This is a genomic window from Rossellomorea pakistanensis (assembly GCF_016908495.1).
GTDB classification, from domain to species: domain Bacteria; phylum Bacillota; class Bacilli; order Bacillales; family Bacillaceae_B; genus Rossellomorea; species Rossellomorea pakistanensis.
Window position 1 is genome coordinate 169,827 of the sequence record NZ_JAFBDZ010000001.1, and the last position, 22,430, is coordinate 192,256.

A 22,430-nucleotide genomic window follows, 5' to 3' on the forward strand; every position below is an offset into this window, starting at 1 on the left:
CCAAAAATGAATTTATTCACAAGCAATTTAATATTCATTGCTATCTTGCTATTAATTGTGACCATGATTGAAACCCTGGCCTACTCTACTAGAATTTCTGGAGCTAGAGTGAAATTAATAGCAACCGCCGTATCGTTATTTAGCACTCTTGTTATCCTTTCTAGATTTTCGACCATGTTTCAACAGCCTCTTACAGGCAAACTAATTGTAGAAGCACCTGAAACCAATCAATTAGCCTTTTTAGAGGATTAATTTCGAATTCTAATTGCTGTCACATCAATAGGAGTATGCTTAGGAATTCTCCTTTTTCCAACATTCATTCAAATTTTTTCGAGAGCCATAATTCAGCTTTCGAATGAAAAAGGTTCTATTATTACTTTAATAAAAAATGGTGTAATTTAAATGGCCTAATGAAGCTTTTTTCTTGTATCAAATTGCCACGACTTTCCGATTTGAACGGAATTACATTACAGACCATTCCTAAGCGTCTTTTTGTTACTAATGTGATGATTACAGCTATCTATACTGTAGGGGTGTTATCCTCAGTTTTTGCCTCTTTGTTAGTGCCAGAGATTTATGCACAGACGGCAGTTTTATCATCTGGTATCATAAATGGAATCGCGACGATCCTATTAACCTTATTTATTGACCCTAGGGCATCCGTCTTAGCAGACCGAGTCGTTAAGAATGAAAGTAAATATATTTATTTGAAAAGCTATTCCTTGACCATGATTAGCTCGAAGCTAGTCGGAACAGTTGTGGCACAACTACTATTTATCCCAGCTGCCTATTATGTCGCTTGGTTTTCAAAGTGGATTTAATTTCCTCATAAAGAACTAATGTATTTTGTCATAAATTTAGGTGCCCGAAATAAATAGGTACTTCTTTCTAAAGTTTAGACAATTTTCTCAATAAAAATATTCTATCCTGTCACTAAAATGGTAAGATTTGTTCGTTTTGAACAAGTTTCGCCATTTTTTTATTTTGTAAAAAAGTATAACCTAAATCAATATCCCTAAATAGTAAAGATCGAGAGTAAGTAAAAGAAAATGAAAGAAAAAGGAAGCTAATATAGATTTTCTTTTCCTAAATATAGATCAGAATACTTTTTAGAATATTGAGAAAAATATTCCTTGCCATTAAGTTAGTTAGTAAAGTTTACTAACTTCTTAACGTAAGGAGCTTGGTATGGAATTTTCAAAAAGAGGAACTCCAGGAGAATTAAAAGTTCAAAACATGAAATTGCTGTTAAAGCATATTCGTGAGAATGCACCAGTATCACGTGCAGAGCTTTCTGATCAGTGTTCTATTAGTAAGCCAACCGTTTCTAATCTTGTCGAGGAACTTTTGAATGAAGGATGGATCATGGAGAAACAGAGTAAGGAAGCTTCTATATTAGGTGGTCGAAAGCCCGTTTATCTCTATTTTAATCATCATGCAGCTTATGCTGTAGGGGTCGATATTGGTGGTACGAATACAATGATGGTTCTAACGGATTTAAGTGGGATGATTTTAGCTGAAACTACGTTTCCAACGCAAATCCATTTAAACGAACGGTTGTTAGACAAAATTGACTATTCATTAGCTTCTCTTTTAAGAGAAACTGGAGTACCCACAGAAAAAATCCTAGGTGTTGGAATTGGTGCACCAGGTATGACGGATGTGAAAAATGGAGTAGTCATTGATGCCCCGAGCTTGGGATGGATAAACTATCCATTAAAAGCTGAAGCAGAAATGAAGTTGAAGCTTCCCGTCTATCTTGATAATGATGTAAATGTTGCTGTTCTTGGGGAGAGCTGGCTTGGGGCAGCAAAAGGGAAGAACACTATTCTGTTGGTTTCGATTGGAACAGGGGTCGGCAGTGGCATCATGATTGATGGGAAGTTATATCGGGGAAACAGCTTTGCTGCTGGTGAAATAGGTTTTATGGTAACAGATAGCCAAACGATGTTAGAAACGAATGACAGTTTTAAAGGGTATGGATTTTTAGATCGCCGGGTAGGTGGGCAAGGTATTGTTAAGCGGATGATGAAAATCGCAGAACCCTATAAAGAACATCCCTATGCAAACAGTCCTCCATCTGTAAAGGAAATTTTTGAAGATGCAATGCAAGGAGATGAGTTAGCCTTATCATGTGTTGAAGATGTCATCCTACAGCTCGGGATTGGACTTTCAAATGCGATATCGTTGCTAAATCCTGAGGTGGTCCTTTTAGGAGGTGGAATTTCCAATAGTGGACATTGGTTCTTGCCAAGGGTAGAGGAAATCGTAAAGAGTTTGACCCCTGTTCAGGCAGATATTAAGTTAGCTACTCTAGGTGATAGGGGGGGAGTACTAGGAGCGGTTTCATTGCTATTGAATGAACATGAAAGTATTTTAAAAATGTAAAGGGGTTGTGAAGATGAGAAAATGGCATTTGCTCTTATTCATTCTATTACTGATTGGGTCCTCATTCACTCCAGCTATGGCCAAAGAAGAACTACAACATGATAAAGAATTATGGAGCGCTGTTAAACCATTGGATACGATAATGAGTTTCATGAATACAGGTGCACACCCTGATGATGAAAGAAGTCATTTGCTCGCTTATTTATCGAGGGGTCTTGGAGTTCATACGGCTAGTATTATCGCTAACCGAGGTGAAGGCGGACAAAATGAAATTGGTGGTGAACTGGGGAACGGTCTTGGAATCATCCGATCACGTGAAATGATCGAAGCTTCTAAAGTAACTGGAGTAAAAGTCTTTCATTTAAGCGAAACAACAAGTGATGAAATTTACGACTTTGGCTTTTCAAAATCTCCAGCCGAAACGTTGGAAAAATGGGGAGAAGAAGTTACGTATGAACGTTTTATCCGATTGATTCGTGAATATCAGCCTGATATTGTCATGCCATCCTTCTTAGACGTTGAAAGTCAGCATGGCCATCATCGTGCAATCAATCAATTAAGTTTGAAAGCCTTTGAGGATGCAGCTGACCCGAATGTATTTCCAGAGCAACTTGATGAAGGGCTGGAAACATGGCAGATCAAGAAGCTTTATTTACCAGCCAATGCAGAAAATGCCACGATTGGTGTGGAAGTCGGTGATTATGACCCTGTTTACGGGAAGACATACCCTCAAATCGGTGAAGAATCACGTTACCTTCATAAAAGCCAAGGAATGGGAAGAGAGATAGAACCAGGTCCGCAAACAGAATACTTAAAACTTGTAAAATCTTCAGTGGGTGATATTCCCGATAAGGAATCCTCTATTTTTGAAGGCATTAGCTATAATTTCAACGAATATGCTAAAACACTGAAAAAAGGAGATAACCGTATTAAAGGCAGCCTTCAAAAGCTTCATAAAGAATTAGAAGAAGTGAAAGATGCTTACCCTCGACATGAAGAGGTCTTAAAAGAATCTCATGAAGCGTTAAAAGAAGTTCGCAAAACGATAAAGAAAGTAAATAAATTCTCCTTCCGAGAAGTAGACAAAAATGATCTTCTCCATCGATTAGAGGTAAAAGAAACACAGCTTCAAAATGTAAGTATGGTGGCATCTCAAATAAATGTAAAGGTAGATGTAAAAAAACCAGTACTAACTCAAGGAACGAAGACAAGTGTTGCCATAGAAATTGTAAATCAAGGGAAAGAAACATTAAAAGAGTTGGATCTCTCCCTACTCGTTCCAAAAGATTGGGAAGTGAAAGGAAATAAGAAAACAGAAACATTAGAGACGGGTGAAAAAACAACTGCTCATTTCATCGTAACAGTCTCTGATAAAGCTAATTATTATCAACCTTACGAGGAGGAGGTCTTAGCAACAAAGGTGACCTATAAAGTCGGAAAGGAAGAAGCGTCAATAACAGCTTTTCCTGAAGAAACGATAGCAGTCCTTCCGGAAATTGGATTAAAAGCAGATGTTGAATCGCTTGTCGTTAATACGGCTCAACCCAGACAGGAAAAAAAGGTAACAATTACGGCTACAAATTACACGGGATCAGATATAAGTACCCAAGTGAATTTAGACCTTCCAGAAGGCTGGGATCCAGTAAAAGCCCAAACCCTTTCTTTTAAAAATGGGGAAAAGGAGAAACAAGTATCCTTTTCCATAACAACACCTGAAGTAATGAGCAATGAAAAGTTTTCCATCACTCCCGTTGCAACAATCAATGGTGAAAAATTTAATACTACCGTCCAAGAAATCTCCTATGACCATATTGGAACCTTTTACTACCTTAAATCTGCTGCCATTGAAGGTGTTGCTTTTGACTTACAATTCCCTGACAACCTTAAAGTAGGTTATATTGAATCGGGTTTTGATAAAGTAGCAGATCAACTATTAGAGGTAGGAATGGATCTAACCAAAATTACGGATGTCGCTTCAGAAGACCTGTCACAATACGACACGATTGTGACGGGAATTAGGGCTTACTTATCTCGAGAAGACCTCCTTCAGAATAATCAAAAACTACTTGAATATGCTCATAATGGTGGTCATGTCGTCGTCCAGTATAACAAACCAGGAGACAATTGGGACCCTGATACTACGGCGCCATTCCCATTAACGATTGGGAGTCCATCCATTGAATGGAGGGTGACGGACGAAGAATCTGAATATAACATTACAAAACCAGATCACCCGTTATTGAATCAACCAAATAAAATTACTGCTCAGGATTGGAAAGGTTGGGTACAAGAGCGAGGCTTATACTATCCAATGCAGTGGGATGACAACTATGAAACATTCCTAACCATGACAGATCTTGATGGGGATCAATTTGAAGGGGGAATTTTAATGACCGATTATGGTGAAGGGTCGTACCTATACACAAATCTTGTTTGGTATCGACAAATTCAAGCTCAAGTTCCAGGAGGCTACCGGATCTTCACAAACTTAATCAGCCATGGGAAAAATCAGTAACTATATAAAACAAAGGGGGAAGTTGTTTTGAAAAAATTATTGACTATTGGTTTGGGTGCTGCCCTTTTTCTAGGGGGCTGTATGGCGGACAGCTCTAGTAGTAACAACAATACAGAAGACAATGAGAATACTGAAGAGAAATTAGAGGAGAAAGTAGTCATTTATTCTCCGCATGGCAAAGATATTTTAGGACAGTTTGAGAAAAGGTTTGAAAAAGAGCATAGCAATGTGGATGTGCAATGGCTGGATATGGGATCACAGGAAGTACTTGACCGTGTTCGATCTGAAGCGAAGAATGCACAGGCAGATATCTGGTGGGGAGCACCATCTGTCATGTTTGATCAAGCAAAGGACGAAGGATTATTAGCAGAATATAAGCCTTCTTATGCGGAATCTCTAAATGATTCACACCATGATGAAGATTGGATGTGGACTGGAACAAGCCAGACACCAGAGGTAATCTTATACAATACGAAAGAAGTTTCTAAGGAGGAAGCACCAAAGGATTGGGATGATCTTCTTGATGAAAAGTGGAAGGATGAAATCATCATACGCTATCCTCTTGCATCAGGGACGATGAGAACGATTTATTCTGCGATGATCTATCGCGAAGATCCGAACGATCCTACTAAAGGGTATGAATGGTTAAAACAGCTTGACCAAAATACAAAGGAATATAGCGCGAACCCTGAAATGATGTATAACAAGGTGGCGAAAGGTGAAGGGTCGATTTCCGTTTGGAATATGCCAGACACCGTTATGCTGAAGGAAGAAAAGGGCTATCCGTTCGAATTTATTATTCCAGAGAGTGGTACCCCCGTACTAACGGAAGGAATAGCGATCGTGAAAGATGCTCCACATCGGAAAGCAGCTGAAGCGTTCTATGAATTTGTTAACAGTAAAGAAGCCGCTAAGATTTTAGCTGAAGAGCATTATCGAATTCCAACCAGAACAGATGTGGACGATTTACCGGAATGGATTGCTGAAACGGAAATTAAAGAAATGGATGTTGATTGGAAAGTATTCCAAGAAAACGAAGAGGATTGGATGAAGTATTGGGACGAAAACATAAAGAACAAATCAAAGGAAGTCAAGGAGTAGTATACAATGGCATCTGTTGAATTAGAGGGCATTAAAAAAGCGTTTGGTGAGGTAGTGGCCGTTAAAAAGCTGGATCTTTCCATCAAGGAAGGGGAATTCTTCACCTTCCTTGGCCCTAGTGGCTGTGGTAAGACGACGACATTAAGAATGATCGCTGGATTTTATTACCCTACAGAAGGAACAGTGAAGTTCAGCCAGAAGGATATGACAAAAGTAGCTCCAGAGAAACGTAATACAGGAATGGTGTTTCAAAACTATGCCCTTTTTCCTCATATGACTGTATTCGAAAACGTCGCTTTTGGTTTAAAGGTCCGAAAATTATCTAAATCCGAAACCCAAATGAGGGTTCATGATGTATTAAAAAAAGTTCGGTTAGAGCAATACTCGAAGAGGCAGGTAAGCCAATTAAGCGGCGGACAACAGCAGCGGGTGGCTTTAGCTCGAGCACTTGTGATTGAACCTGACATTCTATTGTTAGATGAACCACTTTCCAATCTTGATGCAAGATTAAGAGATGAAATGAGAACGGAAATATTAAGGCTGCAAAAAGATTATCGAATCACCACTATTTATGTTACTCACGACCAGGTCGAGGCGTTAACCATGAGCGATCGCATCGCTGTATTTAATTTCGGGGTATGTCATCAGATCGGCAGTCCAAAGGAAATATACAATCAACCTGTCAATGATTTTGTTGCCAGTTTCATAGGAGAAATTAATCTATTGAACTGTGAATTGATAAACCGAAAAGAACAGGAAAGCTGTACCGTTAAACTATTAGATATACCAGATAAAACCTTTTACCTTTACACAGAAAAAATCGAAGAGGGACTACCACCCAGCTCGCCCTTAAAGCTATTAATTAGACCGGAAGGGGTTGAACTAAGTCTAACAGAACTCCACGAAGAAAACGTTTTAAAAGGGACCGTAAGCTTAGCGCAATTTACTGGAACCTCGGTAAATTTACACATTCAAGTCAATGAAAAGGTGATGATTAAAGCCTTGGCACTTAACAAAGGGGAACTCGGTTGGATTGAAAATGGAACAACGATTTGGATACGCTTACCAAAGGAGCAGATGCGAATCGTACCGAGTATTTTGGGAGTGGATTAGGATGAGGAATCCGCAGGTAAGAAAAACAATTTATATTTTGATTCCCATTTGTCTCGTATTAATTGCCTATGTTCTTTACCCAAGTTTAAGGACACTAAGTGAAAGCTTTTACTCAGAAGGAAGCTTTACTTTTGAAAATTATCATGAATTCTTTAGCCCTGAGGCAAGGTCGAATCTAGAAGCATTATGGAATTCCATTTATATATCGGTTCTAACAGTCATCTTTAGCGCATTCATCGGAGTTCCACTTGCTTTTATTTTTAATAAATATGATTTTCCAGGGCGAAGCTTCTTTTCCAGTGTTGCCATCATGCCTATTGTCCTGCCATCCCTCGTTGGGGTGATGGCTTTTATGTTTTTATACGGAGAGACAGGACTCGTCCCAAACATCATCAAAGATTTATTTGGGATGGATGAAGTGCCTTTTAAAATTGGAGGGGTTTCAGGTATTCTCCTTGTCCATGCCTATACCATGTATGTTTATTTTTATATGACGGTTTCATCAACGATCAATAGCATTGACCCTTCACTAGAAGAAGCCGCCTATAATCTTGGTGCAAGTCGCTTTGCGGTATTTTGGAAAGTCACATTTCCATTACTAACACCTGCTCTTGTCGCAGCCTCTCTGTTGGTATTCATGGTATCGATGGCTTCCTTCAGTGCACCATTTTTACTTGCAGGAGGATACCGTGTCTTAAGTCTCCAAATTTATTTTTCAAAAATTAACGGAGACCTGCCTATGGCAGCAACCCAATCCGTTATTTTATCGGTTGTCTCGATATCCTTCCTTTTGTTTATGAGATGGTTTCAAAATCGTAAGGATTATCGGATGGCATCGAAAGGAATTGGTGCTCACCGTAGTGAAGTAAGTAATCCGTTTCTGAAATGGGTCATGGTAGCAATGGGGATTGTCGGTGTTGTTGTATTGCTATTGCCGCATATGACCATTTTAATATTATCACTTGTACCTGATGGAACTTGGACATGGCAGACATATCCTTCCGTTTTTAATTTCGAAAACTATTTATTACTGTTTAATGATCCATTTATATGGGATCCTGTCCGCAATAGTTTAATTCTTGCTACGTTAGCAACATTAGGAAACTTTGTGTTCGGTATGTTTGCATCGTATGTACTAGTAAAGAGAAAATTTGTCGGTAAAAACTTTCTGGATATTATCGTCATGATTCCGTGGGCATTACCTGCAACAGTAGTGGGAATGAATTTGATATTTGCATTTAACGAGCCGACCCCCTTTACATTTGGAAAAATATTAGTCGGTTCATTCTGGATTCTCCCGCTTGCCTACTTTGTCAGACATATTCCACTTGTTGTTCGTTCAACAAACGCATCGTTGGAGCAATTGGATGACTCTGTAGAGGAAGCGGCTAGAAATCTCGGGGCGAGATGGTTTTATACGTTTCGAAGAGTGATTCTTCCTGCTATTATGCCAGGATTGTTAGCAGGAACTCTTTTGGCCTTCGTTCAAGCCGTTGGAGAGTTTCCGACATCGGTTTTACTTTATACATTAGAAAATCGTCCGATTTCGATTGAGATCATGAATCAATTGCGAATGTTTAATCTTGGTCAAGCGGCAGCATATGGAATGATTCAAATTGGACTGATTGCCATTGTATTGTTTATTTCAAACAAATTCCTCGGTGTTAAAACCGAACGATCTTTATAGAGAGGAGGGTGAATGTTGAATTCAAAAGAGCAGTTCATGAAGGAAGAAGGAACAGCATTCCCTGGAAAAACCTATGTCGAGACATTGTTGAAACCTTTGTTTAACGATCAAAAAAACCATCTATTTGACGTTATGTTTCGTATCCATCGAGCACATGTTGTCATGCTAGCTGAACAGGGGATCCTGACGAAACAAGAAGCCAAAACCATTTTAACTGGAGTAAATAAGGTGGCAGAAATAGATCATAAAACGATTGAGTATTCCCCGGAGTTTGAAGACTTATTTTTCATGATGGAGTTCAAAATTGGTGAAGAAGTAGGATCTGACTTAGCAGGTAAAATGCATATTGCAAGAAGTCGAAATGATATGGGTGAAGCTATGTATAGACTCGTATTGAGGGACCTTCTTCTTGATGGCATTCATCAAATGGCTTTATTAGGAAGTGTTCTTTTAGAACAAGCAGAGGTTCACCTCGATACAATCCTAACGGCGCATACTCACACACAACCGGCACAGCCAACAACTCTAGGACATTATTTAACGGCCATTTATGATGTAGTAGAACGAGACATTGTTAGGTTTTGGAATGCCTTTGAAACCGTTAATCGCTCACCGATGGGGGCAGCGGCCATTACCACAACAGGTTTTCCGATTAATCGAGAACGAGTATGTGAATTACTTGGATTCGATGGAATAATGGAGAATTCCTATGATGCAATCGGAGGTGGAGACTATTTACTAGATTCAGCCACTGTGATTATAACAGCTATGACGAATACAGGAAGATGGGTACAAGACTTTCTTAAGTTTGCCACCACTGAATTCGGAATTTTACAAGTAGCAGACCCTTACGTTCAAATAAGCAGTATTATGCCACAAAAGAGAAATCCCGTATCCATCGAGCATTCACGTTCATTGGCCAGTAGTGCTGTTGGTGAAGCGTTATCCGTTGTCCAAATGATTCATAACACCCCTTATGGAGATATTGTTGATACGGAAGACGATCTTCAGCCACATCTATATCGAGGATTTGAAAAATCTTCTCGTGTATTCAAACTAATGCGTGCTGTCATAACAACCATGATCGTCGATAAAGATAAAGCGAAACAAAGAACTTATGAATCTTGTATCACGATTACGGAGCTGGCAGACGAACTAGCTCGCCACCATCAAGTTCCATTCCGTACAGCACATAAAATCGCTAGTTTAGTTGCAAACCAAACAATGGCAGAGAAAAAAATTCTTAGTGATTGGAAAGTAGATGAAATCAACACTATTATTATAGAACAAACGGGAACCGATGCTGCTAAACTAACGGAGAAACAATGGCAGGCTATTATTTGCCCAGAAATGTTTGTAAGGAGAAGGTCGATAAGAGGAGGGCCCAATCCTCTAGAGGTTAAAAGGATGATTGCTACTCGAAAAGTAGAATTGAACTCACATATAAAGCGGTACCAAGAGATTACAAGTGAATTATTAAAGAGAAATGAGAAGCTAATGAGAATAAAGCTGCATAGTTAATTAAACTTTATAGAGGCTGTTCCAAAATCAAGATACCAGGAACCACAACGTCAATATATAGAAGAAACCCTCCATACAACTTCTTTTTTTAAACGTTCATAGTGGTTCCGGACCACTTTTAGGGACAGCCTCTTCTTAAGGGGAAATAATCTTGGTTATTGGAGGATATATTTTTACAATAGATACCCATGTGATCCCATGCAATCAATAATATTTAATCTGGTAGAGTCAATGGCAATATTAATGAATCTAAGAAATGAGCACAATCTATTAAACCTCCTGAACATATAGTAGATAAAGGAGAAAATCATTTAAATGGAAGAATTGATGTAGTTTAAGTAAATATAAGGTACTAATCCATCTATCATCTTCTAATCTACTAAAAAGGAGTAATTGTATGGAAGCAAGAGGTCACCATATCATTGTTGATGCATATGGATGTCAGGATACGATTCTTAATGATGCCGAACAATTGAAAGAATTATTAACAAAAGCAATAGAGGGCTTGGGAATGGAAATTCTTTCAACACATTTTCATTCTTTTTCACCTCAAGGAGTAACGGGAGTGATAGGAATATCAACATCCCATATTTCCATTCATACTTGGCCAGAACATGGCTATGCCGCATTGGATCTATATACATGTGGGGATCAAGATATTGAACTTTCCTTAAAGGGGATTCTTCAAAAATTGAAAGCTGAGCATGCGGAAATTTATGAGCTCTTCAGGGGAGAAGAATCCAACCAAAAGCCAATGATGAAAAAATTAAACTTTAAGGAATACCAAACAGAGGAATCAAGTGAGTTATTGCAGTTAAAAGTAGATCGAGGTAACGATTGGGACATGATGCAGTTAAGAGAAATCATAGCAGGAAATCATGATATACTGTATCATACATCAAGTCCATTTCAAGACATCCTATTAGTAAAAGCCAACGATCTTCGCCTATATTTAGATCAAGAATTACAATTTTGTTCACTTGATGAGAAGTATTATCATGAAGCGCTCGTTTATCCTGTCATGGAGCTAGCAGCCTCACATGATCGGATTCTAATATTAGGCGGTGGGGATGGTCTCGCATTACGGGAAGTCCTTAAATATCCAAACGTAAAACATGTTGATCTTGTTGATATTGATCCCATGATGATTCAAATAGCCAAATCCGAACCCGCACTATTAGCTCAAAACAACCAATCATTTTTAGACAAGAGGGTCCATGTTCATACCGAGGATGCGAAGAAATATTTAGAAAAGGATTTGCAACAATATAATGTGGTCATTATTGATTTTCCAGATCCTGTTAATCTGATAATAAGTTCATTGTATACTAAAGAAGTCTTTAAAAAGGTTTCCAAGTTATTAACCAAAAAGGGTGTTATCGTTTGCCAATCAAATTCTCCTGAGGATACACCAAGTTCGTATTGGAGTATCGCTAAAACCATGGAAAAAGCAGGACTCCACACTCTAGCCTATAATGTGACCGTCCCATCCTTTGGTTTATGGGGATTTCATTTAGCTGCACATAAAAAAATTACCAATCAAATTCCAGAAATCTCTGTTTCTCATCAGGCTCTCACGAAGGATATGGGAAATTTATTTAAAATTCCTGATTTCGTTATGTCTGAAAAAGAGAATGCCATTGTCAATAGTGAAAAGAATTTGAAATTACACGAAATATCTAAGATTACTGAAGTCCAATAAGGAATAATTTGTTTCAATAGATCTTGTTTGATTGTAATTAAAAGGCTGCTTAGGTAGTCTTTTTTTGTGAATAATTGTAAGTATTCTTTGAATAGTAGATAAAATAATGATATAAGAAATACTACTAGATACAGATTATTTGAAGAATTTATTTCCCTGGCAAGACAGTAAATATGCTAAAAAGTGACAAAAGCTTGAATTTAGCAGGTGGACTCAAGTCCATAAAAATGCTCATAACTCAGAAATTAGGCCCATAAAAGGGTGGACTCAACTCATAAAAGATAGAAGTGCCCTCATAAATCAATGAAAACGGAGCATAAAGTTCGGCAATGCTTATCACTTAGAAAATAGGCCATAGACATGAAGGTTTAACACATAAATAATAGAAAATAGCTCATATATCTGAGGAAGTGGAGCATAAGGTTGCTAATGCTCATAAACATCAAAAAGGGGGAACACGAATGGAGGAAAAGCTGGAAAAGGCAATTAATCTTAGAAACGAGGGGAAGTACAAAGAATCTAACCAATTACTACTAAACTTAGTGGATACTCATCCTGAGAACCCGTTAATAAACTATCATTGTGCCTGGAGCTTTGATGTTATGGGAAATGAGATTGAAGCCGTGCCTTATTATGAAAAAGCAATATCAAATGGCCTCAATGGTGATGATTTAGAAGGGGCTATCATAGGACTGGGAAGTACTTATAGAACTCTTGGAGAATATGAAAAATCAAATAAAACATTTTTAAAGGGGATAGAATCGTTTCCTAATAATCAAGCAATGAAAGTGTTTCACGCTATGACACTATACAATCTGAACAAACACAATAGAGCAATGGAAATCTTACTGAAAAGTATAGCTGAAAAATCTGATGATTCAAGTATAAAAAGTTATAAAAAAGCGATTAATTTTTATTCGGACAAATTAGATGAAAAATGGAAGTAGAATTTCATTTATCTTTTATTGAGAAGTGCTGAGACAAGGGATTTGTTGAAGTAAATCATCCTATACAAATAAAAAGCAAAATTTGTTAGTAGTCATTTAAAGCAAGTGTGCAGTTTTAGATGGCTACTTTTCACATGAATTTTTCTATGCTGAACCTTTTACTTAAAAGCATTTATTATTAATCATTAAAACACAGAAATAAAGCAGATCATTGTAATAGGAAGCATTCTTAAGTATAATCGATAATGAATTTCATTTTCAAATTAGAGTTTACTAGGATAGTAGGTCATATTTAATAAGGAGGCTAATAAATGTTGTCACGGTTTTTCTCATATTATAAACCATATAAATGGTTATTCTTTCTAGATTTCACATGTGCTGTTTTTGTGGGTTTATTAGAATTAGCGTTTCCGCTTGCAGTTAATCAAGTAATTGATCGGCTGTTGCCTAAGGGTGATTGGTGGATCATTTTCTTGGCATGTTTGGGGTTGCTAATCATCTATCTTATGAATACAGGAATGCATTACATAGTAACATACTGGGGACATAAGCTTGGAATTAATATAGAAACAGACATGCGCCAAAAGCTTTTTCAACATATGCAAAAGCTATCATTCGGATATTATGATAATCATAAAACAGGACATTCGATTTCAAGGCTAACGAAAGATTTGGAGGAGATAGGTGAGGTAGCTCATCATGGACCAGAGGATGTTTTTGTTGCCATTATGACATTAGTTGGATCGTTTGTTCTGATGCTCACCATTAACTGGAAACTTGCGATTCTGTCGTTTATTGTAATTCCACTATTAATCGTATTGGCCATCTATTTTAATAAAAAGATGACAAAAACTTTTAGAAGGATGTTCATGGATGTCGCAGAAATTAATGCACGAGTTGAAGACAGTATTGGCGGTATTCGAGTTGTGCAGGCATTTGAATGAAAAGCATGAACAGAATAAATTTGCAGAGAATAATGAGCGTTATCGCCTTACCAAATTACAATCCTACAAAATCATGGCACAAAATGTCATGGCTAACTATGTTTTGATGAGGCTCGTCACGCTTTTCACTCTATTATTCGGAACGTGGTTTGTTATCACTGGTGAGCTTACATATGGACAATTTGTTGCCTTTATTTTATTGTCGAATATTTTAATAGGACCAATTCAAAAAATTAATGCCGTTATTGAAAGTTATCCTAAAGGAATTGCTGGCTTTAAACGTTATACAGAGGTTATCGACACGGTCCCGGATATACAAGACACTGAGGATGCTATAGAAATAGATTTACATGGGGCAATACAATACAGGGATGTTACGTTTGGATATGAAGGGCATGAAAGAGTACTGAATAATATGAACCTAACCATTCATTCAGGGGAAACCGTTGCATTTGTAGGTCCTTCTGGTGCTGGAAAAACAACACTTTGTAGTTTGCTTCCGCGTTTTTATGAAACTCATGAAGGAGCGATTACAATTGATGGTATCAATATTAAGGAAATGAAGCTTAATTCATTACGCAGCCAAATTGGAATCGTGCAACAGGATGTTTTTCTCTTTTCAGGAACCATTAGAGAAAATATTGCATATGGAAATTTACATGCAACTGAGGAAGAAATTCTAGAAGCATCTCGAAAGGCAAGGCTTGATGATTTTATTAAGAACCAACCTGATGGCCTCGATACGATCATCGGTGAAAGAGGAGTGAAACTATCTGGGGGACAAAAACAAAGATTATCGATTGCACGAATGTTTTTGAAGAATCCTCCGATATTGATCCTAGACGAAGCCACCTCTGCTCTTGATACGGAAACAGAACTTGCCATTCAAAAGTCTTTATCGGAATTAACGAAGGGACGGACGACTCTAGTTATTGCTCATCGACTCGCAACCATTAAAAATGCCGATAGAATAATGGTGGTAACGAAAGAAGGAATCGCAGAACAAGGAAATCATCATGATTTGATGGAATTTAATGGGATATATAGTCGTTTGCATCAGGCTCAATTTGGGTGAGAAAGTACAAAAATGCCAGGGATTATATGAATCCTTATCTAGTTAGAGTGAAAAGCCACTGAGAAGAAAACCAGGCTGCCCCTTTAGATTTCTAAAACCACATTGATTCTCTATAATGAAAAAATATTGAGGATTTGGTAAAATGGTGGTTCCTAAATACTGCTAGGGGATAGCCTTGTTTTTTTGTTGTTTCTTTATAATTTTGATTAGATAAAGACGTGAAATTCCAATATAATACGGTCATAGTGGAGAAATAGCAAATATTTTATAGATTTTCTGCTATATCTTTAATCAGCTTTTTAGCATTTAGTGCCAATTCAACCGAAGCATCATAATACATTTGCCCATCTTTAAATAATGAAAAATCCCCAATTTCGCTTTTTAGTAACGTACTACTTCCTCTGTCTTCTAATTGATAGAGATATGCCACTTCTCCTTCTTTCGGTACAATCTCCCACTTGGATACGTATAAAGCAATTTTTAATTCCTTGTTTTTATCTGCTTTAATAATAGTGGTGATTGACTGTTCTGTTAGGTAATTCCCATACCACTTTGCTTCCCATAGTCATATTTCCTTTAGGATAATCCTCTGGAAGCTCGTCCCACTGCAACGTATTTTGTTTTAATAAGAACTTCCCAGACTCTTGCAGAGGTTGCCTCAATGAGAATCTCATCTTTGACGATTAGTTGATCTGTCATTATTTCACGCTCCTTTTCTGATTGGAAGTTACTAATAGTATACTTTATTGAGATCACTGAACGAAAAGATATATATACTTCACGTGAAGAAATTAAGAGTATCTTACCCGATAATTTTTAGATTCCTATTCTGCAAGGAAGCATATAGTAAACGGGAGGGGTCAAATGAGAAAATTAAATTGGCTATTGTACGGAACGATTGTTGTTTGTATTATAATTGGTTTATTTTCTTTTCGAAAAATAACAAAAGATACTTATGACGGAATGTCAATTATTCCTGAACAACATAAGGATATTCCGTTATTTGAGGGGTTAGAACCTAACGAACACCAGTATATTGTCGATGGTAATCAGTGGATTGATATATATAAATTTTACAAAGTAGAACTACCAAAGTTTGGGTGGAAACTCAAATATATTGACACAGCACTTAATGTTCAAGTCCCGGAAAATGATGGGGGCGGGTTTTATTCTCATTGGAGGAAAGAAGGGTTTGATGGTGAATTGTGGATTTCTGCCGGTTTTAATTCATTGGAGGATCAAACTGTGGTTATTTTTGATAAAACGCCAATTTACAATTCATCCATTTGGATTCATCATGTTCCAGAAAATATCTGTATTTACGAAAATCTACTGGATGAAAACTGTACTGAAATGAAAGAATAATCGAAGATAGAACGAATGATTCGTTTTATTAACGAAGCAATTGATTGGGATCAAGAATCTGTCCCTAGAGATCACTACATTATAATTGATTTTGGATCCACGAAAATAAAGGTACTAAATCTATTTTCAATCAAAAAGAGGGACGAAAATAATGAAACCGGAACCTGAATTCCTTAAACTCCTCAATTCCTTATAATATGCTGTTTCTTAAATAGAATAGGACCTCCATTATTGGAAGTCCTCTCGAATGATGAACAAGCTATTTAAAAGAAAGCACACGCTCAATGGCCTGAGCGACTCCATGATCTGTATTAGATCCCGTTACCCAATCTGCTTCTTCTTTTACGATTTCCTGTGCGTTACCCATAGCGACTCCGATTCCTGCCTCACGAATCATCGCCAGATCATTCAAGCTGTCTCCAACGGCCATCACTTGCTCCATTGATAAATCTAACCAATTGCAGACCTTAAGCAAAGCGGCTGCCTTATTGACACCTGCAGGATTGATTTCGATATTTGTTGGACTGGAATTCGTCACTTCTAATGCTTCATTACTTCTCAACTCGTCCAATACGACTTGACGGACCTCATCATCTTGGATATCAAATCCGAATTTTAACCAGTCATATTGATCAATTTCTCCATCAAATGGTTTCTGCGTGTTGAACAGTCCTTTAGTAGTAGACGACCAAAAATGAACATTGTGTTCTTCTTTCAATTTCCAAAGCTGCTTCACTAATTCTAGTTCAAGTAGGGTGGAATCAACCAAATTGTAATCATGATCATAAATCTCTCCTCCATTAACGGTAACAATATAAGAGGAGCGTCCTAATGCATCCGAAATATCCCTACAAGTAAAAAGGGAGCGACCAGTGCTTAAGACGACATGAATCCCATTTTCTTTCGCTAATTGAATCGCTCTTTCATTCTCAGGCGACACCTCGCCATCATGATTTACAAGAGTCCCGTCCATATCTAGTGCGATTAATTTAATATCTTTTGTCAATTGATCACGTCCTTTTAATTATCGTTTTCTAGTTTAGTATACATTATCTATTATACATAGAGAAAAAACTTGATTACTTTGGCTGTTTTCAAAAAAAGTTGTTGCTTTTATGAACAGGAAATTTTTATAAAAAGGTTGGTTGGAGCGTTAGGTGCGAGACCTGCGGGAGTAGTGGGACAGGTGAGACCTGAACAGGAGCAAGGCGACGAGGATGCTCACCGCCTTCCCCGCGGAAAGTGAGCATCCTTCTGCTCCAACCAACTAATTCCATTTAAAATAACAACAATGTTTACGAAAACAGCCATTATTATTAATAATATTTCCCGACTTGTGTAGGGCTACTTAAATTCCTCATTATTTTTAATAGAAGTGGTATAGTAAGAAAAAGTATTTTTTCCATATCAATTAAAAAGGCTAGGTGAATTTTAATGAAAGCCATTTACCCAGGAAGTTTTGATCCAATAACGAATGGACATATTGACATTATTAATAGAGCGAGTCTTTTCTTTGATGAGATGATTGTTGCTGTAATGGTGAACTCCAAAAAACAATACATGTTCACTACAGAGGAGAGGAAAAAGCTAATTGAAATGGAATTTTCGGATAATGAAAAAATAAAAGTAGTTACTTTTCAAGGATTACTGGTTGATTATTTAAAGCAGAACAATATCAAAGCGATTGTGAAAGGGTTAAGGACGGTTACGGATTATGGATATGAAGCTCAAATGGCGTTAACCAATAAAAATTTGTATGAGGATGCTGAAACATTTTTTATTCATTCGACTGAGGAGTATTCTTTCATCAGCTCAAGTTTGGTGAAGGAAATTTATACATATGGAGGAAGTTTAAGTGGATACATTCCTAAACATGTTATTAAAGCATTAGAAGAAAAGATTTTATAAGCATACAGGATAAAAGATATAAACAATAAAAGGAAAGGTCTGAAGAGAGTTTCTCACTAGAAAAGCGAGAACTCTCTTAGAGTTAATTATTTATTAAAATCTCAGTAAGAATTCACACTATCTTTCTTCAATCACATACCCATTAGCATTCAATGCCTTTTCAATCCATTCATCCTGTGTTACGGATGGGTCATATTTTATCTTCAATGTATTGGTTTTTTCATTAAAAACATACTTTTCAACACCAATAATATTTTGCATAGCTGTGTTTAATGGATGTAAGCAGTCTTCACATTGGACATTTGCTAATTCATAGCTTATATGAACGGCACTTTGATCTGTATTTAAGAATTTATCTTCAAAAAGTATGGCTGTGATGGCTAAAACAGAAAGCATAGATAGTACATATAATTTTGTTTTGATTTTTTTCATTAATAAATCCTCCTTTTGAATTTTTATTAGCATGTGTTGAAAAATGGGAAATTAAACATAGTATAGGAATAATTCAATTGAAACGGATTTAAAACTGTAATCATAAAAGTGTTGAAAAATAAAAAATGGTAGGATATTATTATCAATAATTAGTACCAAGTCTTAATATCAGGTTATAAATCATACGACTGAAGAGGGAGGTTTAAGAAATAATGCATTCAAAAGCACGGATAACAGCAATTGGTTCCTATGTTCCGGAAAAGATTTTAACGAATCAGGATTTAGAAAAAATGGTGGAAACAAATAATGAATGGATCGTAAAAAGAACAGGCATTAAAGAAAGGCGAATTACCGATAAAGCGGAATTCACAAGTGATTTATGTGTCAAAGCCGTAAATAACTTAATGGATAGATCAAATAAGTCAATTGATGACGTAGATATGATTATAGTTTGTACGTTAACACCAGATTTCCACACTCCAAGTGTTGCTTCCACTGTTCAGGCAAAATTAGGCATTAAAAATACTGGAGCCATTGATTTAAACGCTGCTTGTGCCGGTTTTACTTATGGATTACATATTGCAAATGGACTGATAACATCTGGTTTAAACAGAAAAATCCTTGTCATCGGTGGAGAAACATTATCCAAAATCACGGATTATAGTGATCGGACTACGTGTATTTTATTTGGTGATGGTGCTGGGGTTGCTTTAGTTGAATATGATGAAGAGCAGCCGAGCTTTATTTCCTCTCACTTAGGTTCTGATGGTGAGGCAGGGATTAATCTCTATTGTTCGAATTTATCCAGTAAAATGAATGATCAGGAGTTAATCCATAACGGCATGATTGTTCAAAATGGCCGTGAAGTATATAAGTGGGCAGTGAAAACAGTACCTAAAGGAATGCAAGAAGTGGTGGCAAATAGTAAGATGAAAATTGATGATGTCGACTGGTTTGTTCCTCACAGTGCGAATCTAAGAATGATCGAGTCGATATGTGAAAAAAGTGGTTTTTCGATTGAAAATACATTATACAGTTTAGAAGATTACGGAAATACATCATCTGCCACGATTCCATTAGCATTAGTTAAAGGGTATCTTGAAGGGAAGATTCAACCGGGAGATAAACTTCTTTTATATGGATTTGGCGGAGGATTGGCACATTGTGGGTTAATGATAAAATGGAATTTAGGTTAGCTTCCTCCATTAGATTAAACAGATTGGCTTTTAAAGAAGGCCCTTCTCGTAGAGATTGTTGATTTTTTAGGGAATAAACATTTGACCTTTGACTGTTCCTTTCCGCTACAAGCACTTGCTTAAGTGCCTTCCGCTCCAATCCACTCTGCGTTTTCAATATTGTTAAAAGGAACAAACTTTAGAAAAGACTCTTAAAGAATGATTTTTATATCGATATTTGATCACAAAAAAACTTGAGGACAAAGTCTTCAAGTTTTTTTATTCATCCCTAAAGTATGATCTTTTCTTCTCTAATAAAACGTATTGCATTCGTTAACTTTGATCTATCATTGGAGGATTTTGCTCACTGCTTAAAATAGAAGAGCGATTAAATCTCTTCATATATTCAAAAAGGTATTGAATCCCATATAGTAAGAATGCTTTATAAAAAATATAAATGAAAAATTGAAAATTGTTTATTCGAACCAATGTAACGATCTTCATTTTTTTTAAAACCCATACCATTGGAAATGTAAAAGTGGCATCTACAATGGCATTAAGCAAAAGGAATTGTTTGAATTTTCCGTAGGTTAATTTTAATATCCACATAGACCCTACTAAAAACGGTCCTATATTAAAAGGGAATTCTCCTGATAAAAAGGAATGAGGTTTATTATAAAATACCCACCATTTGCGTTTTTTTCCAATTTGTACATTAAGGCTTTCGAAGAGAATAATCATGATGGATGCAGGAAGAAATCTTTTAATATTACGTAATCCTAAAAAAGGCAGTGTCAACCAAGCAACGAAGATCATCGCAGCATTAAGGAACCATTGATTTTTTATTGTCATAGTACTCCCCCTTTTTGATTTAGGGTACACTTTTCGCTGTCAATATATCCAATTGAATTATGGGGGGTTAAAGGATCTCTTTTCATTTTATAAAGGAATATTCGATAAATTATTTAGTAAATGAATTGTAATCACAATGAATTTATGATATTGTATTTGAAAATTAGAGGTGGAAAAAAATGCTTAACAATAACAAGTCAAAAAGATCAGTACAACCACATCATCATCAAAACTAGTCTTGCTATCGATTTTAATAATCGTTTATAGGAAGACTATTCATTATGAACCGCATTGATTGAGGATAGATACACCTAATCAATGCGGTTTTTTTATATTCAAAAATGGAGGAGATTCGAAATGAAAAAAATGAATTATCAAAATGTAAAAGGGACACAGGATTATTTACCAGAAGCGGAAGCGATTAAAAGAAAGGTAAGACAGACTTTAGAAAGTGTATTTATTCGATATGGATGTAAACCATTAGAAACACCTATTTTAAATTATACCGAACTGTTAGCTTCAAAATATGCTGGAGGTGCTGAAATTCTTGAAGAAATGTATAGATTAACTGACAGAGGTGAACGAGATTTAGGTTTACGATATGACCTTACGATTCCATTTGCAAAAGTCGTAGCATTGAATCCAAACTTACGAATGCCATTTAAAAGGTACGAAATAGGGAAGGTTTTTCGAGATGGTCCTATTAAAACAGGAAGATTTCGTGAGTTTACTCAATGTGATGTTGATATTGTAGGAGTTGAATCGCAAATGGCGGAAGCAGAATTAATGGTGATGGCCATCGATGCATTTAAAGAGCTTGGGCTAGACGTAATCATTCAGTACAATAACCGCAATTTGTTAACAGGAATATTAGACGTTTTCAATACTCCCAAAGCAAACATTAGCAAAGTCATTCTAACCCTGGATAAGCTTGAAAAAATAGGACTTGAAGGGGTTGTAAAAGAGCTGATTGAAATAGACTTACCGAGTGACACGATTCGATTAATCCAACAGCTATTATTAGACGAAGATGTGAAATATATCGAGTATTTTGAACAATATGCTAAAAATAACGACCAACTTAACCAAGGAATTCTAGAACTTAAAGAATTAAATTCCTATATAAAATTTTTAGGAATGGAAGAAAGATGTGAATTTAATCCATTTCTAGCAAGGGGGTTAGAAATTTATACTGGAACGATTTATGAAATCTTCCTTACCGACAAGACGGTTAAATCAAGTATCGGTAGTGGAGGTCGTTATGATAATGCGATTGCTGGACTAATCGGGGCTGACCAGAAATTTTCTACTGTTGGTATTTCCTTTGGGCTTGATGTCATTTATACAGCAATGAATATTATTGGAAAAGATATTGTGGACGAAAATTCAATTGATTTTTACGTGATTCCAATTAATGCTTCAAAAGAATCATTTTTAGTGGCTAGAGACCTAAGGCAGAAAGGATTTAAAGTTGAGGTGGAAATGGTGAATAAGAAAGTAGGGAAAGCAATGGATCGAGCAAACAAAGAGTCTGTTCGCCAAGTGATTATAATTGGTGAAGAAGAAGTAAGAAAGAATCAATATAAAATTAAGAACATGAAAACAGGTGAAGAGGAAATCGTTCATTTCTTATTTCAAAAGCAATAAGTTTTCGAAATTGTTATAAAGTGTTAAAAGATAAAAATTCAAATATGTTAGAATTTAG

The 22,430-nt window shown here is 36.5% G+C and carries 18 protein-coding genes and 2 pseudogenes; 14 read left to right on the forward strand and 6 right to left on the reverse strand.

Features of this window, described 5'->3' with window-relative positions:
- The first annotated feature begins 6 nt into the window (after nt 1–6).
- The 10 genes and pseudogenes from JOC86_RS00875 (at nt 7) to JOC86_RS00920 (ending at nt 14,993) form a co-directional block, all read left to right on the forward strand.
- A pseudogene (locus JOC86_RS00875) lies at nt 7–821 on the forward strand (lipid II flippase Amj family protein).
- Nucleotides 822–1,188: 367 nt separating this feature from the next.
- Nucleotides 1,189–2,388 (forward strand): ROK family transcriptional regulator, encoded by a 1,200-nt coding sequence (locus tag JOC86_RS00880; RefSeq protein WP_205167902.1) that lies wholly within the window; start codon nt 1,189–1,191, stop codon nt 2,386–2,388.
- 13 nt (nt 2,389–2,401) lie between these two features.
- Nucleotides 2,402–4,903, forward strand: a complete 2,502-nt coding sequence (locus JOC86_RS00885) for a PIG-L family deacetylase (RefSeq protein ID WP_205167903.1) — start codon at nt 2,402–2,404, stop codon at nt 4,901–4,903.
- Between the two features lie 27 nt (nt 4,904–4,930).
- On the forward strand, nt 4,931–6,004 hold the full coding sequence (locus JOC86_RS00890) for an extracellular solute-binding protein (RefSeq protein ID WP_239587327.1): 1,074 nt from the start codon (nt 4,931–4,933) through the stop codon (nt 6,002–6,004).
- Nucleotides 6,005–6,010: 6 nt separating this feature from the next.
- Nucleotides 6,011–7,117 (forward strand): ABC transporter ATP-binding protein, encoded by a 1,107-nt coding sequence (locus JOC86_RS00895; RefSeq protein WP_205167904.1) that lies wholly within the window; start codon nt 6,011–6,013, stop codon nt 7,115–7,117.
- A gap of 1 nt (nt 7,118) precedes the next feature.
- Nucleotides 7,119–8,804 carry an ABC transporter permease gene (locus JOC86_RS00900; protein ID WP_205167905.1) on the forward strand — a complete coding sequence of 562 codons (1,686 nt, stop codon included), beginning with the start codon at nt 7,119–7,121 and terminating at the stop codon, nt 8,802–8,804.
- Nucleotides 8,805–8,816: 12 nt separating this feature from the next.
- On the forward strand, nt 8,817–10,325 hold the full coding sequence (argH, locus tag JOC86_RS00905; RefSeq protein ID WP_239587328.1) for an argininosuccinate lyase: 1,509 nt from the start codon (nt 8,817–8,819) through the stop codon (nt 10,323–10,325).
- 397 nt (nt 10,326–10,722) lie between these two features.
- Nucleotides 10,723–12,027: an adenosylmethionine decarboxylase gene (gene speD / locus JOC86_RS00910; RefSeq protein ID WP_205167907.1), complete on the forward strand. Its 1,305-nt coding sequence runs from the start codon at nt 10,723–10,725 to the stop codon at nt 12,025–12,027.
- 461 nt (nt 12,028–12,488) lie between these two features.
- On the forward strand, nt 12,489–12,974 hold the full coding sequence (locus JOC86_RS00915) for a tetratricopeptide repeat protein (protein WP_205167908.1): 486 nt from the start codon (nt 12,489–12,491) through the stop codon (nt 12,972–12,974).
- Nucleotides 12,975–13,285: 311 nt separating this feature from the next.
- Nucleotides 13,286–14,993, forward strand: a pseudogene (locus JOC86_RS00920) (ABC transporter ATP-binding protein).
- A 265-nt stretch (nt 14,994–15,258) separates the two neighbouring features.
- Here the strand turns inward: JOC86_RS00920 and JOC86_RS00925 are convergent.
- Together JOC86_RS00925 and JOC86_RS24875 are read right to left on the reverse strand one after the other, a co-directional pair.
- Entirely contained in the window at nt 15,259–15,423 is a 165-nt protein-coding gene (locus JOC86_RS00925; RefSeq protein WP_205167909.1) for a hypothetical protein, read from the reverse strand.
- A gap of 146 nt (nt 15,424–15,569) precedes the next feature.
- The gene (locus JOC86_RS24875; RefSeq protein ID WP_275583352.1) at nt 15,570–15,692 is read right to left on the reverse strand and encodes a hypothetical protein; all 123 of its coding nucleotides are present in this window, start codon (nt 15,690–15,692) and stop codon (nt 15,570–15,572) included.
- A gap of 165 nt (nt 15,693–15,857) precedes the next feature.
- Between JOC86_RS24875 and JOC86_RS00930 the strand changes: the two genes are divergently transcribed.
- Nucleotides 15,858–16,358, forward strand: a complete 501-nt coding sequence (locus tag JOC86_RS00930; RefSeq protein ID WP_205167910.1) for a hypothetical protein — start codon at nt 15,858–15,860, stop codon at nt 16,356–16,358.
- A 259-nt stretch (nt 16,359–16,617) separates the two neighbouring features.
- On the opposite strand, the gene JOC86_RS00935 is transcribed toward JOC86_RS00930, so the two are convergent.
- Both JOC86_RS00935 and JOC86_RS00940 read right to left on the reverse strand, forming a co-directional pair.
- Nucleotides 16,618–17,364, reverse strand: a complete 747-nt coding sequence (locus JOC86_RS00935; protein ID WP_205167911.1) for a Cof-type HAD-IIB family hydrolase — start codon at nt 17,362–17,364, stop codon at nt 16,618–16,620.
- A 124-nt stretch (nt 17,365–17,488) separates the two neighbouring features.
- Nucleotides 17,489–17,635 (reverse strand): hypothetical protein, encoded by a 147-nt coding sequence (locus JOC86_RS00940; protein WP_205167912.1) that lies wholly within the window; start codon nt 17,633–17,635, stop codon nt 17,489–17,491.
- Between the two features lie 157 nt (nt 17,636–17,792).
- Here JOC86_RS00940 and coaD point away from each other — a divergent pair, with 157 nt between their 5' ends.
- Complete coding sequence (gene coaD / locus JOC86_RS00945; RefSeq protein WP_205167913.1) at nt 17,793–18,266, forward strand: pantetheine-phosphate adenylyltransferase; 474 nt, start codon at nt 17,793–17,795, stop codon at nt 18,264–18,266.
- 117 nt (nt 18,267–18,383) lie between these two features.
- On the opposite strand, the gene JOC86_RS00950 is transcribed toward coaD, so the two are convergent.
- A complete protein-coding gene (locus tag JOC86_RS00950) occupies nt 18,384–18,698 on the reverse strand; it encodes a hypothetical protein (RefSeq protein WP_205167914.1) in 315 nt (104 codons plus the stop codon).
- A gap of 209 nt (nt 18,699–18,907) precedes the next feature.
- On the opposite strand from JOC86_RS00950, the gene JOC86_RS00955 reads away from it, so the two are divergent.
- Complete coding sequence (locus JOC86_RS00955; RefSeq protein WP_338021725.1) at nt 18,908–19,894, forward strand: ketoacyl-ACP synthase III; 987 nt, start codon at nt 18,908–18,910, stop codon at nt 19,892–19,894.
- Nucleotides 19,895–20,206: 312 nt separating this feature from the next.
- On the opposite strand, the gene JOC86_RS00960 is transcribed toward JOC86_RS00955, so the two are convergent.
- Nucleotides 20,207–20,725: a hypothetical protein gene (locus JOC86_RS00960; RefSeq protein ID WP_205167916.1), complete on the reverse strand. Its 519-nt coding sequence runs from the start codon at nt 20,723–20,725 to the stop codon at nt 20,207–20,209.
- Between the two features lie 357 nt (nt 20,726–21,082).
- Between JOC86_RS00960 and JOC86_RS00965 the strand changes: the two genes are divergently transcribed.
- The gene (locus JOC86_RS00965) at nt 21,083–22,372 is read left to right on the forward strand and encodes a histidine--tRNA ligase (RefSeq protein WP_205167917.1); all 1,290 of its coding nucleotides are present in this window, start codon (nt 21,083–21,085) and stop codon (nt 22,370–22,372) included.
- Nucleotides 22,373–22,430 lie beyond the last annotated feature (58 nt).